The sequence below is a fragment of the Novacetimonas maltaceti genome, assembly GCF_002906255.1.
In the GTDB taxonomy this organism is placed as follows: domain Bacteria; phylum Pseudomonadota; class Alphaproteobacteria; order Acetobacterales; family Acetobacteraceae; genus Novacetimonas; species Novacetimonas maltaceti.
Map to the genome: position 1 here is coordinate 19,876 of NZ_POTC01000007.1, position 16,004 is coordinate 35,879.

Here is a 16,004-nt window from a genome sequence, read left to right on the forward strand (position 1 = left end):
GGCGCGTGAGGGAGAGGGGCTCGGGCGGATGTTCGTAACGGATCGGGGCAACGGCATGGCCCCTTACGGCATGTCGCGGTCTTCGGCCACCACCGGCAGGTGCAGCAGGACATCGGTCTGGCCCGGGCGGCTCTCGACCTCGATGACGCCGCCATGATCGCCCACGATCTTTCCCGCGAGCGCAAGTCCCAGCCCGCTGCCACTCGCATTGGTGGTCAGGAAGGGTTCGAACAGGTGCGGGCGGATGTTTTCGGGAATGCCCGGCCCGTTGTCGCGCACCGACACCAGCAGCGGCAGCTGCACCCGGCGCTTGCCCCCCACGGTGGAAACCCAGATGCCGGGGCGGTAGCTGGTGCTCAGCGTGATCTGCGCATCGGGCCGCGCGTCAGGGCCATGCAGGGCTTCGGCCGCGTTCTTCACAAGGTTGAGCAGCACCTGCACCAGCTGGTCGCGGTTGCCCCAGACCGGCGGGAGCGAGGGGTCATAGACCTCCTCGAAACGGATGTCGGCGGCGAATCCCTGCTGCGCAAGGCGGCGGACATGTTCAAGGACACGGTGGATATTGACGGGACGGCGCTCGATCGGCTTGTCGCTGAACATGTCCATCCGGTCCACGAGGTCGCGGATGCGGTTGACCTCGTCCTGGATCAGGACCGCGAGTTCACGGTCCGCCTCCCCCACCGAACTTTCCAGCAACTGCGCGGCGCCACGGATGCCCGACAGCGGGTTCTTGACCTCATGCGCCAAGATGGCCGCCATGCCCGCCACGCTGCGGGCGGCGGAACGGAAGGTCAGCTGCCGGTCCAGCACGCGCGCGGCCGATGAATCATGGAACGTGAGCACGACCGAACCCGGCTCCTCCATCATCGGCGCGCCATGGACGGTCACGCCCTCGCGGTGTAGGCGCGGCCCCTCCAGCGTGACTTCATGCTCCACCACGGTCTGTCCGTGGTCGCGCACCTGTTCGATCAGCAGGAAGACCGGATGGTCGGCGGGGATGATGTCCGTCAGGCGCATCTGCACCAGATGGGTGCGCGACATGCCAAGGAAGGGTTCGGCACTGGCGTTGACATAATGGATCGCCATGTCGCGCCCCACCACCATGACCGGCAGCGGCAGGGCGTCAAGGACGATGCGGCCGGGCCCGGTGACGGTCGCGGGCGTACAGAGGGGTGGGGTAGCCTGCCCCGTCATGCCGCGCGTGCGCTCGGCCCGGTGCCGGAGTCCGCGCCGGTGGTGGACGGGCGCGGCCCGCGCACGTGCCCCGCAGCGATCTGGCGGTCATAGAATTCCCCGATCATCGACAGCGCCGCGCCCACCGTGTCCACGCGGTTGATCGCGGCCCTGAACCCGGCCGAATCCGGCAGGCCGGCGGAGTACCACGACACATGCTTGCGCGCCAGGCGCAGGCCGGGATGCGCGCCGAAATGCTCCACCATCATGTTGTAATGTTCGAGGACGATGCCCTTCTCCGTCGGCAGGTCGGGTTCCGCCACGATGACACCGCGCGTCAGCGCGGCGCCCACCTGCGCCGGGAACCACGGGCGGCCATAGCAGCCGCGCCCGATCATCACCCCGTCGGCCCCGGACTGCGCCAGGGCTTCGCGCGCGTCGCCCACCGTCAGGATGTCGCCATTGACGATCACCGGCAGGTCGATCGCCTCCTTCACCTGCCGCACGAAGCGCCAGTCCGCCGTGCCGTTGTAGAACTGCTGGCGCGTGCGGCCATGCACGGTCACCATGCGGATCCCCGCCTCCTGCGCGATGCGCGCAAGGGTTGGCGCATTGAGGCTGTTATGGTCCCAGCCCATGCGCATCTTCAGCGTGACGGGCACGTCCACCGCGCGCACGACGGTGGCCAGCAGGCGCGCGGCCAGCGCCTCGTCACGCATCAGGGCGGAGCCCGCCTGCTGCCCCACGGCCACCTTCTTGACCGGGCAGCCGAAATTGATGTCGATCAGGTTCGCGCCACGGTCCACCGCGATACGTGCGGCCTGCGCCATCGCGTCGGGGTCGCACCCGGCCAACTGCACGGCGTTGAGGCCATCGCCCGCGACCTCCGCCATGCGCAGGGTGTTGCTGTTTTCACGCACCATCGCCCATGACGCGATCATTTCCGACACGACCAGCCCCGCGCCGAGGCGCCGCGCCAGACGCCGGAACGGCAGGTCGGTCACGCCGGACATGGGGGCAAGGATCACCGGCACGTCAATGACAGTGCCATTTCCCAGATCAATCGGCGACAACAGTTCAGATGACATCAAAAATCCGCTTTCCCCGGCGGCCTGCCGCCCGCACGCCACATGGCATGCACCGGGCACCACGCCAGCCGTCACCGGCCGGGACACGCCCCGCCGTCCAGACACCACAATGCTTATGATTTAGGCAGAATACCTTTTCCGTTTCCGTCACGCAATTGATGATAATGCACAACGGGAACGAAATTGGCCGCCATGATGCTTGACGTCGGCGCGACATGGCCGCATTCCTGCCGACCATGCGTGTTGCAGCCATCCTCCTTGCCGCAGGCCAGGGCCGCCGTTTCAGCGCCCAGACCGCGTCCCCCGTCGCCAAGCAGTATCTGACGCTCGGCGGCAGGCCCGTCATCCGCCATGCCGCGGATGCCCTGATCCCGCATGTCCAGATCCTCCAGCCCGTGGGAGAGCGCGCGTCGCTTGACGGGGCGCTGTCGGGTCTGCGCACCGCAGGCGACGCCACCGCGGACGGATGCACCATCCTCGACTGTGTCCCCGGCGGGGAAACACGACAGGAAAGCGTGCGCGCCGGCCTCGAGGCGCTCGACCGCCTGCCCGAAACACAGAAGCCCGACCTGGTGCTGATCCATGACGGCGCGCGCCCCTATGTCCCGGCAGAGGTCACGCGCGCGGTCATCGACGCGCTGTCGGCGCATGCGGGGGCCATTCCCGGCGTTCCCGTCGCGGACACGATCAAGCGCGTGCGCGATGGCGTCATCACCGACACCGTGCCGCGCACCGACCTTTACCGCGCGCAGACGCCGCAGGGTTTCCGCTTTGGCCTGCTGCGCGACCTGCATCGCGGGGCGGCGGCGTCGGATGCGACCGATGATGCGGCGCTGCTGGAAACCGCGGGGCACCATGTGGCCATGGTCGCGGGGTCCGAAGACAATATCAAACTGACCTACAAGGAGGATCTGGTGCGACTGGAACGCCTGATCGGCCCGACCCTGCTGCCGCGCACGGGGCTGGGGTATGACGTGCATGCCTTCGCCGAGGGGCGTCCGCTGATCCTGTGTGGCATCACCGTGCCGCATACGCGCGGGCTTGCGGGACATTCGGACGCGGATGTCGGCATCCATGCCCTGTGCGATGCGATCTATGGCGCGCTGGCCGAAGGGGATATCGGCCGCCATTTCCCGCCGAGCCAGAATGAATGGAAGGACGCCGACAGCGCGCGCTTCCTGGTCCATGCGGGAGAGCGCATCCGCGCGCGCGGCGGCATGCTGATCAATGCCGACCTGACGCTGATCTGCGAACGGCCCAAGATCGGCCCGCATGCACAGGCGATGCGCGAACGCCTGGCCGACCTGCTGCAGGTCGGCGTGGACCGGATTTCGGTCAAGGCGACAACCTCCGAACGCCTCGGCTTTACCGGGCGGGAAGAAGGCATCGCCTGCACCGCCGCCGTCAGCGTGCTGGTGCCCTGAACCTTTTGATAAGGTGACAGACGTTTATGGGTGCCGCCTTTTTTAAAAAGGCGGCATTCTTTTTTGCAAAAAGCTTAACCAGAACCTCCTGTCCGTCATCCCTTCCGGGCGAGTTCGAGGAACGACCATGCTTCGGCGACTTCGCGCGTCGTGGCCGCCAGCATGGCTTCAAGCTGCGCGTCGTGCCCCCAGATTTCCATCTGCGTGCGTTCGTCAAGTGTCGCGACCTGTGCCGCGCGTGCGGCGTCACATGCCCCCGCCACCAGCGCAAGCCCGAGCACGAGGCTCTTCATCGCAGGCACCATGACGCCAAGCGCGGCAAGCGTCGCATCGTCATAACCGCGCAGGATGGTCCCCAGCGCCTCCAGCGCCTGCGGCGTCTGGGTGATGGGCATGACCCCTTCGGTCGTGCGCAGCGCAATGCCGTACCGCGCCCGCAGCCAGTCAAGCCACGGCGTCCACTGCGCCGCCTGGCGTTCGCACAATGTGGCCGGGTGCGTCGCGCGATAGCACAGCAGTTCGCCATTGGCATATTGCAACAGGGCCGTGACCGTGGCCTCCCGGTCGGGGGCGATGCGTTCGATCATCGTGCCCGCGATCCGCGTCAGGGGCAGGTCCTCCGGCGTGAACTCGCCCCCCTTCCTGCCATCCCCTGCCTGCGCCCATTCGTCAGCCAGCGCCTGCGCCAGCGCACGGCCGTGCACCAGCAGCAACGCACGCCCCGGCAGCCGCACCGGCCTGCCATCAAGGTGGACGGTATGGCCCGTCCCCTCCGCCGCCACGGTTGCGCTGTCCCAGAAACGCCTGCGTGCTGCCGGCTTTCCGGCCGGCGTTGGCGATGTGTGCTGCGTCGTATCCGTCAATGTATCAGTCCCAGTCCCTTGAGCAGGTCTTTTGCCTTGTTAATCTTCTGCGCGGCCTTGGGGTTGTCACGCACCAGGCTGCCGACATCGCCGGTGGGCTGTGGCGCGGCCCCCGTGGGTTCAGGGCCTGCCTGCCCCTCACGCGCGGCCTTCAGCGTGGCGGGGCACAGGTCGGGGATGCCGCCCTTCCCCGCTGCACCGCCCAGCAGCAGGCCGATGGCATAACGCCCATCCGCCCCTGCATCCATGCGCGGACGCGGCGCGGACAGCGTGCCGCCCACGCGCACCGGCACCGAGGCCCCCGTCCCGCCGATCACGACCTGCGGCACCAGCCGCATGTCCAGCGCATAGGACGCAAGCCCCACGCTGCCCTGTCCCGTCATGCTGAGCATGGAGGTCTGCAGGCCGAGCGTATCAATCGTGGCCTGCCCCCTTGCCATGGCCATGTGCAGCCCGAAGCAGCGCAGCGGGATCGCACCCGTCCCCGTAACACCCCGTGCCGCCTGCCCCAGCAGCGACCCGAGCGCCGCGCCATCGATCGTGCCGTTGACCAGCGAAGCGCCCATATGCCCGTCCATGCTGGTACGCAGTTCGGCGGGTGTGTTCCCACGTGCGGTGGCTTCCCCCACCAACTGGAACGCCCCCTGCACCGCCATGGGCATGCCGGCATGCTGCTCGATCCATGTCGCGGGCAGCACCAGCGTGCCGATGGTGCCGGACACGACCGGCACGTCACCCGAGGCATCGACCGACAGGCGGCCCGAAACCCTGCGTCCCGTGCCCGTGGCCTGCAACGGGTCGATGTTCAGACGCCCTTCGCGCAGGGCAATGTGCATCAGCGCCTGGCGGTAGGTGTCCCCGGCCAGTTTCATCTGCGCCACGCTGACACGCACATCCATGTCGATGTCACGCAGGCGTTCAAACGCGATGCGCCCCTCCCCCGGCTTCTGTTGCGCGGGGCCGGGCGCGGGAGGGCGTGCCGGGACGGATGTCCCGCGCAGGGCGTCAAGGTCCAGCCAGCTTGCATCCACCGCGCCGCTGACCTGCGGGACGCCGCCATGCCCGCCATGGACATTCATGTCCAGCGTGCCCGTCAGCGCAAGCTGCGTGCTGCGGACATTGAGGTCCGACAGGGCGAAATGCGCGCCATTGCCGTCACTGACGAGGTGGGTCGTCGCCTCCAGATGGTCCAGCGCCGCGCCATCGGGCAGCGCAAGGTGCGTCGATGACGCCGTCACGTTCACCACCGCGCGCGCGCCACCCAGCATCCCTGCAACCCGCATCGACCCCACCGCGCCCGACAGGTCCACCGACATCGGCAACGGGTCCGACAGGTGCGTCAGCACGGCATGCTGCGCCTGTCCCAGCGAACCGAACGACGCGGCCAGCTTCAGGTCCTGCCCGTTCCAGAGGCCGGTGCCCGCGATGGACAACGCCTCCTTCGGGCCTGCGGCATCGGCCGACAGGCGGTCGACCTGCAGCCCGGACAGGTACTGCCCGGCATCGAACGCCCCGGTGCGCAGGTGCAGCGCCTGCACCTGCGGGACGATTTTCGTCTCCGTGGGGGCGGCGCCATCGACAACATGCGCGGACAGGGTGACATCGCGCGCGGCAGGCACGTCATACCCCCCAAGCCATGGCGCAAGGTCCGCGAGGCGGGCGGCCTGCGCGTCGATCTTCAGGTCATATCCCTTCGCCCGGTCGGGATCGGCCACGCTGCCATCGAGCGTGAGGGTGCCTGCGGGCTGTCCATGCCCGGCAAGGGCCATCTGGAAATGCACCGGCCATGGCGCGTCCCCTGCCGCGCGCTGCGTCAGGGAAATGGCCCCCGTATGGCCCGACAGGGTGAACCTCGCGCCATCGCGCGCGCCCGAGATGTCGAACGCTGGCCGCGCGCCATCAAGGCCATCGACCCGGACATGGTCCAGCGCCAGTTGCGTCTTCACCCCACCCAGGCGGTCATCCCATCCCACAGTCGCATCACTGACGCGCAGGCTGCCAATCCGCACCACCCATGGCGTGCGGGAGGCGGCGGCCCCGGACGCTGGCTGCGCGGCGGTGGGGGTCATGCGCCAGTTCGCCTGCCCGTCGGCATCGCGGCGCAGGTTCAGCACGGGATGGTCCAGCGTGACGTTTTCAAGCTGCATGCGATGATGCACAAGCGCCATCAGCCCTACATCAGCCTTCAGGGTGCGCGCGCTGAACATCGGCGCGCCACCTGCCCCCTGCCTGTCCGCAAGGGCAATGTCATGCACGTAGACGGAGGCGGGGAAGGCATGCACATCCACCGAACCGAGTGTGACTTCACGCCCGGTCTGGCGTTCGATCGCCGCAATGGCGCGCGCACGCAACGCCTGCGGGTCAAGCATGGCATGCAGGGCAAAGGCACCGCCCCCCGCCACCACGATGATCGCGGCGGCGGACGCCAGCAGGCCACGCCGCAGAGTTGCGCTGTTCGCCATGTTCCCCTACCCGTCCCGTGCGTTGCCCGTGGCGGTGGAATTACCGCCGTGGGGTCATGTGCGCTGCGGCGCGGGCGCCGCAGGCGCTGCAAAGCCAAGCTGGCGGAACGTGTCCTTCATGTGCGCAGGCAGGTCCGCCGACACCACCAGTCGCCCCCCCGCCGGGTGCGGCAGGTCCAGCATGCGCGCATGCAGGTGCAACTGGTCGGGGAAGCCCTCCACATGGGCACGGTCATCGCCATATTTCGGGTCGCCAAGGATCGGGGTGCCCAGCGCCTCGCAATGCACGCGAAGCTGGTGTGTGCGCCCCGTCAGCGGCGACAGCGCAAGCCATGACAGCTTTCGCCCCGCCGCGTCCAGCACTTCATATTCCGACAGCGCATGCACCGCGTCCTTGTCGCGCCGCCCGGCGACGACCATGATCGCCCCCGCCCCCGCGCCAAGGCGGGTCAGGGGCTGGTCGATCACGCCGGATGCGGGCGTGGGACGGCCCACCGTCACGGCCCAGTACACCTTGCGCACGTCGCGCGAACGAAAGGACGCCGCAAGCTTCGCCGCCACACCGGGCGTGCGCGCCAGCAAAAGCAGCCCCGACGTGTCACGGTCGATACGGTGGACAAGGCGCGGGCGCGGGTCATCGGGCTGGTCCTTCAACCCGTCGAGCAGCCCGTCGATATGATGGGTGATGCCCGGCCCGCCCTGCACGGCGATGCCAGCGGGCTTGTTCAGGACGATCACCTGGTCATCGCTGTAGATCACCATCCTGCGGATTTCACGCACCTGGCGTTCATCAAGCGCCCTGTGCGTCACCGGTGGGGGGCGACTGGCCTGCGGGATGGGGGGCACGCGCACCGCCTGGCCGGGGGCAAGGCGGGTGGACGTGCTGACACGCCCGCCATCGACACGGATCTGTCCCGTGCGGCACAGCTTCTGCAGCGCGCCCTGCGTCAGGTGCGGGTAATGGCGCCTGAACCAGCGGTCAAGGCGGATATCGGCTTCGTCATCACTGACGGTAAGGGTCACGACACTCATGACCCACGGCTTTCGCGCACTCTGTCCCAACTGTCCAGACGTCGCGCGACCTCGCGTTCATATCCGCGCCCCGTGGGACGGTAAAATTGCGGGCGGCGCATGCCGTCGGGGAAGTAGTTCTGGCCCGAAATCCCCTCCGCCTGGTCATGGTCGTATTCATATCCCTTGCCATAGCCGATATCCTTCATCAGCTTCGTCGGCGCATTGAGGATATGGGCGGGCGGCATCAGGCTGCCGGTGGCGCGCGCGGCGCGGCGCGCACGGCCATAGGCGACATAGACCGCATTCGATTTCGGCGCCGTGGACAGGTGCACCACAAGCTGCGCCAGCGCCAGTTCCCCTTCGGGCGAGCCCATGCGCTCGTACGTCTCCCACGCGGCAACCGCCAGCGGCAGGGCCTGCGGGTCGGCCATGCCCACGTCCTCCGCCGCGAAGCGCGTCAGGCGGCGGGCGATGTAGCGCGGGTCCTCCCCCCCTTCGAGCATCCGGGCGAACCAGTACAGCGCCGCATCCGGGTCCGAACCGCGCATGGACTTATGCAATGCGGAGATGAGGTTGTAATGCTCATCGCGGTCCTTGTCGTACAGCGCCGCACGTTTTGCCAGCAGCCGTGACAGGGATTGCGGGTCGAACACCGTATCGCCCGGTTGCGCCAGAATCTGCTCGACCATGTTCAGCAGGTAGCGCCCGTCCCCATCGGCCATGGCGCGCAATGTCGCGCGCGCGGGCGGCGTCAGCGGCAGGGCGCGGCCGGTTTCCGCCTCTGCCCGGCACAGCAGTTGTTCAAGCGCCGCATCGTCCAGTCGGCGCAGCACCAGCACCTGGCAGCGCGACAGCAGCGCGCCATTGAGCGCAAAGGACGGGTTTTCCGTCGTGGCGCCGACCAGCACCACCGTCCCGTCCTCGACCACCGGCAGGAACCCGTCCTGCTGCGCGCGGTTGAAGCGGTGGATTTCATCCACGAACAGCAGCGTGCCTTCGCCAGTGGCCGCGCGGCGGCGCGCATCCTCGAACGCGCGCTTGAGGTCGGCCACACCGGAAAAGACCGCCGAAATCTGCACGAAGCGCAGGCCCGCCGCATGGGCCAGCAGGCGCGCGATGGTCGTCTTGCCAACACCCGGGCCGCCCCACAGGATCAGGCTGGCGAGGCTGTGGTTGCGCAGCATCAGGCTCAGCGTGCCTTCGGGGCCAAGCAGGTGATCCTGCCCCACCACCTGGTCCAGCGCCTCCGGCCGCAGGCGGTCCGCAAGCGGGCGGTGGCGTGATGCGGACTCGCCCCCGCGTCCTGTCGCGGGCGCGGCCTGGGGACGCGCCATGTCCGGCATGTCCCCGAACAGGTCCTGGGTGGGATCGTGCATGGGCTGTGTCTTGTTCCATGAAAAGAAGGACGCCACGTCACAACGCGGCGCGTCAGCATGACATATAGGAACACAAACGGCGCGATACACCCCATGCGCCAGACAAAGGTGACGGGTTAGTAAAAAGAAGAAAGTCATAAAAGTTTTTGGTGAAGCTTTTTCAAAAAGCTTCAAAGAACGCTGCCTTTTTCGATCAAAAGGCGGCACCCAAAAACTTTTATGACTTTGAATCAGAACTGGAAATAGATGAACTGGTCGGGGATACGCCCGCCGATCAGCAGGATCAGCAGGACGAAGGCGATCCCGCCCGCCACCGCGACCCATGGCGCGGGCGGCATGTCACGCAGGATCGCGCGCTGCGATGACGGCCCCACCACCGCCACGGACACCGCGATGGCCAGCACGACGCCATGGTGCCCGGTCGCGGCATGGTCATGCCCGCCCATGCCCGCCATCGCCAGCAGCATCGTGCGCGCCGCCCCCAGGTCGGGCGCGCGGAACACCACCCATGACAGCATGATGAACAGCATTGTCAGCGCCCATCCCGCCAGTGCGGGCATGGCCCCGCCCCGCCGCTGCCACCAGTGCGCGACCGCCAGCGCACCCCCATGCAGGCCACCCCACACGAGGTAGGTCCAGCCCGCGCCATGCCATGCCCCGGCCAGCAGCATCGTCGCCCCGAGGTTGAAGGCCTGCCGCACCGCGCCGCAGCGGTTGCCGCCCATCGGGATGTAAAGGTAATCGCGCAGGAACCGCGACAGGGTCATGTGCCACCGCCGCCAGAAATCGCGGATGGAAACCGAACGGTACGGGGCGTCGAAATTGAACGGCAGGCGCAGCCCGAACATCAGCGCCATGCCGATCGCCATGTCGGAATATCCCGAAAAATCGAAATAGATCTGCAGGGCATAGGCCAGCGCCGCAAGCCACGCCTGCCCCACTGTCGGCACATGCCCCTGCGCCACAAGGGCGAAGACCGGATCGCACAGGCTGGCCAGCGTATCGGCCAGTCCCGCCTTCTTCGCCAGCCCCACCAGCAGCAGCATCGCCCCGCGCGACAGGTTTTCCCACATCGCGCCGTTGCGCGGGGGTTGGGCGAACTGGGGCACGATCTCGTTATGCCGCACGATCGGCCCTGCGACCAGTTGCGGAAAGAACGTGACGAATTCAAGGAAGTCCAACAGTCCATAGACCGGGGCCTGCCCCCGCAGCAGGTCCACGAGGTAGGAAATCTTCTGGAACACGAAAAACGACAGGCCCAGCGGCAGGACGATGTCCCACGGGTGGAACGCCTGCCCGCGCAGCGCCGCGAACACGCCTGACAGCCAGTTGGCATCCTTGAAGAACACCAGCACACATATGTTGAAGGCAATCCCGCCCAGCAGCCACGCCCGCCTGCGTGTGCGCCCCCACATGCAGGCCAGCGCCCAGTTGAGCAGCGTCATCCCGACGAGGAACGGCACGAAGCGCCAGTCCCACAGGCCATAGAACAGCAGGGATGCCGCGACCATCAGACCCTGGCGCGCCCGGCGCACGGGGGCGCACAGGTAATACAGCACCAGCACGACAGGCAGGAACCCGAGCAGGAAGCCCTGCGTGCTGAACAGCATCAGCCCCGCCGCTCCGCCAGCGCCCGCCCCGCCGCATGGCCACTCGACCATGCCCACTGGAAATTATGGCCGCCCAGCCACCCTGTCACGTCCACGGCCTCCCCCACGGCAAACAGGCCGGGCACGTCGCGCGCCTCCATCGTCTGCGATGACAGGCCATCGGTGTCGATGCCACCGCGCGTGACCTCGGCCTTGGCGTACCCTTCGGTGCCATTGGGCATCAGCCGCCATGACGACAGCATCGCCCCCAGCGCGTCCAGCACGCTGTCGGGCATTTCCCCCACCGGGCCGTCAGGCAGGTGGCGCGCCGCCAGCATCTGCGCCAGGCGCTGCGGCAGCACGCTCGCCAGCATGGCGGCGCCCCCCATGCGCGGGCGTCCCTTCTTCAGATCACGCAGGCACCGCGCCGCATCGCGTCCGGGCAGGCAGTCGATATCCAGCGCCGTCCCCGCCGACCAGTAGGAGGAAGCCTGCAGGATCGCAGGCCCCGACAGGCCACGATGCGTAAACAGCATGCCGTCACGGAACACGACATCACGCGCGCGCCGCCCCGCCCCGTCATGGCATCGTGTCGCGACGTCCAGCGACACGCCCGCCAGTTCCACCATCCATTCGCGATCCGCCGCACCGAATGTCAGCGGCACGAGGGCGGGCGCGGGTTCGATGATCTTCAGCCCGAAACGGCGCGCGACATCATGCGACAGGCCCGTCGCCCCCAGTTTCGGGATCGACAGCCCCCCCGTCGCCAGCACAACCGCGCGGGCATGCAGCGCCATGCGGTCGGTTTCCACCACGAAATGCCCGTCCGCGTCGCGCCGCACCGCGATGATGCGATTCGACAGCGCCATCTCCACCCGGCCCTGCCGGCATTCGCGCACCAGCATCTCCACGATCTCGCTGGCGGAGCGGTCGCAGAACAGTTGGCCCGGCGTCTTGGCGTGCCACGCGATGCGGTGGCGGGCGATCAGGTCGAGGAAATCGCGCGGCGTATAACGCGCCAGCGCGGATTTGGCGAAATGCGGATTGGCCGACAGGAACATCCCCGGCCCCGAGTCCAGATGCGTGAAATTGCAGCGCCCGCCACCGGAAATCAGGATCTTGCGCCCCGGTTGCGCCGCATGGTCCACCACGACGACACGGCATCCCGCCTGCCCCGCCGTCGCGGCCGCCATCATCCCGGCGGCCCCGGCCCCCAGGATTACGGCATCAAGCACATCGGCACGGGGCACGGGCGCGCTCAGAAATCGAGGTCGGCGTAATGGGCGGGCGGCGTCATCCCGCTGACGCGGTCCTGCAGCAGGGAACGAAAGCACGGCCTGCTCTTGATCCGGGCATACCAGTCCTTGGCCGCGGGCGCGCTGTCCCATGCAATATCGTCGATGAAATCGAGGCACGACAGGTGCGAGGCCGCCGCGAAATCCGCCAGCGAGAGCATGTTGCCCGCCATCCACTGCCGCGTTTCCGCCAGCCAGTCGATATAGGACAGGTGAAAGCGGATATTGGCATATCCCGCCCGCAGCGCGCCGCCATCGGGATTGCCCCGGCCGGAGATGCGCTTCATCACCTTTTCATTGAGCAGGTTGCGTGTCACCTCGTTGCCGAATTTCTCGTCAAACCAGACGACAAGCCGCCGCACCTCCACCCGTTCGGCAAGCGTGCGGCCCAGCAGCGGGGTATCGGGATAGGCTTCCTCCAGATATTCGCAGATCACCCACGAATCGGGAATGGCAAGGCCCGTCTCCTCCACCAGCATCGGCACGGTACCGGCGGGATTGTGCGCAAGATAGTCGGGGCGACGTTCCCATACCCGTTCCATCTTCAGTTCGAACGGCAACCGCTTTTCTCCCAGCGCAAGGCGCACCTTGCGGGAATAGGGTGAAAGGGGAAGGTGATAGAGGATACGCATGCATCCGCTTTATTGCATCGCGCCACCCTTAGCCAAGCCTTCATGTCAACAAAACCGCATTGCATCGCACGCTGGCATGCCATGATCCCCCCACGCGCGCGCATCGGGGCCACGGGCCGTGGCATCGGGCGTCTTTTTCTGGCACATTGGATGGCGTGGCCATGATACCGGTCGGGTCGCAGGCAGACGAATCCCAGGCAGACGAAGGCTGTAACCACTTGTCCGACGAATTGCGTTCCCTTCCGAAAATCCGCGCGCGTGGCCGCTCCTTCCTGGCGCTGGTGCTGTCACCCGAACCCCGCCTGTCCGACTGGATGGCGGGGCTTGATGCGCAGATCGCCCGTTCCGCCGCCTTTTTCGCCAGCAAGCCGGTCATCCTCGACCTGTCGCTGCTCGGCCCGGACGAACCCGGGTTGGGCAAGCTGTATCCCGCGCTGCTTGAACGCGGCATCCGCATCATCGCGATCGAGGGCGCGGACCCCGCAACCCCCGCCATCGCCCACTGGCAGTGGCCGGCCGGGCTGGAGGGGGGCCGCGCGTCGGGCGCCGTGGACATCCCCGACGACCACGTTCCCGTCCCGGAACGCATACAGGGGTCGTCGCTGATCTTCGAACAGCCGATCCGTTCGGGGCAGACGATCATGAACCCCGATGGCGACATCATCATCATCGGGTCGGTCGGGTCGGGGGCGGAAGTCACCGCCGCAGGGTCGATCCATGTCTATGGCGCGCTGCGCGGGCGGGCGATCGCGGGCATGAACGGGCAGCCCGAAGCCCGCATCTTCGCCCATGACATGCGCGCGGAACTTCTGGCGATCGATGGGTATTATATGACCGCCGAGGATATCGACCCCCGATTTTCCGGAAATCCGTCACAGGCCATGCTCAATAATGACACAATCGTGGTGCAGCCACTCACCCTGCGGACGGCGCCACCCTCAAGAAGATGAATTCAAGATACATTTTTCATCGTTGCGGCTGTTGCATCCCCCCCGGCCGCACCCTTACTCTTAACAACCATATTTCAACCGTTAGGGCCTATACCTCCCCGGGCCGCGGACGGAAATGACAGGACAAGGAAGAACTAGAATGGCGAAAGTGCTGGTCGTCACCTCCGGAAAGGGCGGGGTCGGCAAGACAACGTCCACCGCGGCACTGGGCGCGGCGCTGGCACAGACGGGGCAGAACGTGGTCGTGGTCGATTTCGATGTCGGCCTGCGTAACCTCGACCTTGTCATGGGCGCGGAACGCCGGGTCGTGTACGACCTGATCAATGTCATCCAGGGCGAAGCGAAGCTGTCGCAGGCCCTGATCCGCGACAAGCGCGTCGAAACCCTGTCGATCCTGCCCGCATCGCAGACCCGCGACAAGGACGCCCTGACGGCCGAAGGCGTCGCCAAGGTGATCGGCGAACTGCGTGAAAAGTTCGACTGGATCATCTGCGACAGCCCCGCGGGCATCGAACGCGGCGCGCAACTGGCGATGTACCATGCGGATTATGCCGTCGTCGTCGCCAACCCCGAAGTGTCGTCCGTGCGCGACAGCGACCGCATCATCGGCATGCTCGACAGCACCACGGAAAAGGCCAAGGGCGGCGGCAAGATCGAGAAATACCTGCTGGTGACGCGCTATGACCCCGGCCGCGCGTCGCGCGGGGAAATGCTGCGCACCGAGGACGTGCTTGAAATCCTGTCGATCCCGCTGCTGGGGATCATCCCCGAAAGCGAGGAAGTCCTGCGCGCGTCGAACCTCGGTTCGCCCGTCACGATTTCCAGCCCGCAGAGCCCGCCCGCCCGCGCCTATTTCGAGGCGGCGCGCAGGCTCGAAGGCGAAAAGATCGACGTCACCATACCCACTGAACGTAGCGGCCTGTTCGGGTGGCTGTTCAAGGGAAGATCCTGATCATGGGCCTGCTTGATAGTCTTTTCGGTCGCAACCGCAGCTCCGCGCCGGTCGCGCGCGACCGGTTGCAGATCCTGCTGGCGCATGAACGCGCCGGCACGGACGGACAGGAATCCGAACTGCTCAACACACTCCACAGCGAGATCCTGGAGGTCATCAAGAAACATATCCCCGTCGATCAGGACAAGGTCCAGATCAAGGTGGACCGGGGAACGTCGGTTTCGATGCTGGAAATCGACATCGAGGTGCCTGCCCTCGAAAAAAAGAAACTCCGCTAGGGCCTGAGGCCGCAAAAAAACGGGGCAATCGCCATGCGATGCCCCGTTTTTGCATTTTCCATGGCCGGGAACTGCCCTTGGGAAAAAGATAAAAGTTTTGGGGGCCGCCTGTTGATCGAAAGAGGCGGCGTCCCTTAAAGCTTTTTGGGAAAAAGCTTCACCAAAAACTTTTGAATGTTTTCATGGCAGCACAATCTGGCTTCAAGCCAGCATCGGTTCGATCCAGATCCGCGCATTGTTGAAATCGCGGGTGATCGCCTCCCGCGCGGCCTGCGGGTCACGCGCGCGCAACGCATCGATCAGCGCGGCATGCGGATGGACGTCGCCCATGCTGCGCATGCTGGGCATCGGGCGCGACAGGGCATAAAGCGGGCCGATCCGCACCCACAGGTTCCGCAGGATGTTGGCCGTCAGCGGCAGGTCCGCCAATGTCGCGATCGTGGTGTGGAAATCCGCATTCAGGGCGGCAACCGCCCCATCGTCACGAATGGCCAGCGCATCGACAAACTGACGATGCAGCATGGCCAGCGTCTCGATCCCGTGCGCGCTGGCCTTCAGGGCCGCGGCCTCCGCCAGCCTGACTTCAAGGTCGGAGCGCAGGGCATGGATTTCCGCGAAATTGCGACGGGTCATCGCAGGCACGACCGCCGTGTTGCGGTCATTGAGTTCCAGCGCATGTTCGGACACCAGACGCAGCAGCGCCTCCCGCACGGGGGTCGGGCTCAGGCCAAGTTCGGCAGCAAGGGGACGCAGGACAAGACGTTCGCCCGCGCGATAGCGGCTGCGGATCAGGCCACGCCGGACATGTTCATAGGCATCAACGCTCAGGACACGTCGGGGGGGCTTGCTGTTCTGGTCCGTGATATCCGCCACCATACTGCTATCTTATCCTTCGTACAAATATATCT

At 66.6% G+C, this 16,004-nt stretch carries 14 protein-coding genes; 4 read left to right on the forward strand and 10 right to left on the reverse strand.

The window, feature by feature from the left end:
* Positions 1 to 63 precede the first annotated feature (63 nt).
* Together KMAL_RS04175 and dusB are read right to left on the reverse strand one after the other, a co-directional pair.
* Positions 64 to 1,194, reverse strand: coding sequence for a two-component system sensor histidine kinase NtrB (locus KMAL_RS04175; RefSeq protein ID WP_110094504.1), 1,131 nt, complete (start codon positions 1,192 to 1,194; stop codon positions 64 to 66).
* Entirely contained in the window at positions 1,191 to 2,261 is a 1,071-nt protein-coding gene (dusB, locus tag KMAL_RS04180; RefSeq protein WP_110094559.1) for a tRNA dihydrouridine synthase DusB, read from the reverse strand. Before dusB ends, KMAL_RS04175 begins: the two co-directional genes overlap by 4 nt.
* A gap of 236 nt (positions 2,262 to 2,497) precedes the next feature.
* Between dusB and ispF the strand changes: the two genes are divergently transcribed.
* On the forward strand, positions 2,498 to 3,685 hold the full coding sequence (gene ispF / locus KMAL_RS04185) for a 2-C-methyl-D-erythritol 2,4-cyclodiphosphate synthase (RefSeq protein ID WP_110094560.1): 1,188 nt from the start codon (positions 2,498 to 2,500) through the stop codon (positions 3,683 to 3,685).
* 95 nt (positions 3,686 to 3,780) lie between these two features.
* Here the strand turns inward: ispF and KMAL_RS04190 are convergent, their stop codons facing one another.
* From KMAL_RS04190 to fzlA, 7 genes are all read right to left on the reverse strand, one after another.
* The gene (locus tag KMAL_RS04190; RefSeq protein ID WP_110094505.1) at positions 3,781 to 4,548 is read right to left on the reverse strand and encodes an ATP12 family chaperone protein; all 768 of its coding nucleotides are present in this window, start codon (positions 4,546 to 4,548) and stop codon (positions 3,781 to 3,783) included.
* Positions 4,545 to 7,010, reverse strand: coding sequence for an AsmA family protein (locus KMAL_RS04195; protein WP_110094506.1), 2,466 nt, complete (start codon positions 7,008 to 7,010; stop codon positions 4,545 to 4,547). The genes KMAL_RS04190 and KMAL_RS04195 overlap by 4 nt, the downstream gene beginning before the upstream one ends.
* A 54-nt stretch (positions 7,011 to 7,064) precedes the next feature.
* Positions 7,065 to 8,042 (reverse strand): RluA family pseudouridine synthase, encoded by a 978-nt coding sequence (locus KMAL_RS04200; RefSeq protein WP_110094507.1) that lies wholly within the window; start codon positions 8,040 to 8,042, stop codon positions 7,065 to 7,067.
* Positions 8,039 to 9,400, reverse strand: a complete 1,362-nt coding sequence (locus KMAL_RS04205; RefSeq protein ID WP_110094508.1) for a replication-associated recombination protein A — start codon at positions 9,398 to 9,400, stop codon at positions 8,039 to 8,041. The genes KMAL_RS04200 and KMAL_RS04205 overlap by 4 nt, the downstream gene beginning before the upstream one ends.
* Before the next feature lie 230 nt (positions 9,401 to 9,630).
* Positions 9,631 to 11,061 carry an MBOAT family O-acyltransferase gene (locus tag KMAL_RS04210; protein WP_239019931.1) on the reverse strand — a complete coding sequence of 477 codons (1,431 nt, stop codon included), beginning with the start codon at positions 11,059 to 11,061 and terminating at the stop codon, positions 9,631 to 9,633.
* A complete protein-coding gene (locus tag KMAL_RS04215; protein ID WP_110094509.1) occupies positions 11,010 to 12,239 on the reverse strand; it encodes a BaiN/RdsA family NAD(P)/FAD-dependent oxidoreductase in 1,230 nt (409 codons plus the stop codon). Before KMAL_RS04215 ends, KMAL_RS04210 begins: the two co-directional genes overlap by 52 nt.
* Positions 12,240 to 12,247: 8 nt before the next feature.
* Complete coding sequence (fzlA, locus tag KMAL_RS04220) at positions 12,248 to 12,916, reverse strand: FtsZ-binding protein FzlA (protein WP_110094510.1); 669 nt, start codon at positions 12,914 to 12,916, stop codon at positions 12,248 to 12,250.
* A gap of 218 nt (positions 12,917 to 13,134) precedes the next feature.
* Here fzlA and minC point away from each other — a divergent pair, with 218 nt between their 5' ends.
* The 3 genes from minC (at position 13,135) to minE (ending at position 15,096) form a co-directional block, all read left to right on the forward strand.
* On the forward strand, positions 13,135 to 13,866 hold the full coding sequence (minC, locus tag KMAL_RS04225; protein WP_110094511.1) for a septum site-determining protein MinC: 732 nt from the start codon (positions 13,135 to 13,137) through the stop codon (positions 13,864 to 13,866).
* Between the two features lie 139 nt (positions 13,867 to 14,005).
* Positions 14,006 to 14,818, forward strand: a complete 813-nt coding sequence (gene minD / locus KMAL_RS04230) for a septum site-determining protein MinD (RefSeq protein WP_110094512.1) — start codon at positions 14,006 to 14,008, stop codon at positions 14,816 to 14,818.
* Positions 14,819 to 14,820: 2 nt separating this feature from the next.
* Positions 14,821 to 15,096, forward strand: coding sequence for a cell division topological specificity factor MinE (gene minE / locus KMAL_RS04235; RefSeq protein WP_110094513.1), 276 nt, complete (start codon positions 14,821 to 14,823; stop codon positions 15,094 to 15,096).
* Between the two features lie 201 nt (positions 15,097 to 15,297).
* Here minE and KMAL_RS04240 read toward each other — a convergent pair whose 3' ends face one another.
* Positions 15,298 to 15,972, reverse strand: a complete 675-nt coding sequence (locus KMAL_RS04240; protein WP_110094514.1) for a GntR family transcriptional regulator — start codon at positions 15,970 to 15,972, stop codon at positions 15,298 to 15,300.
* Positions 15,973 to 16,004 lie beyond the last annotated feature (32 nt).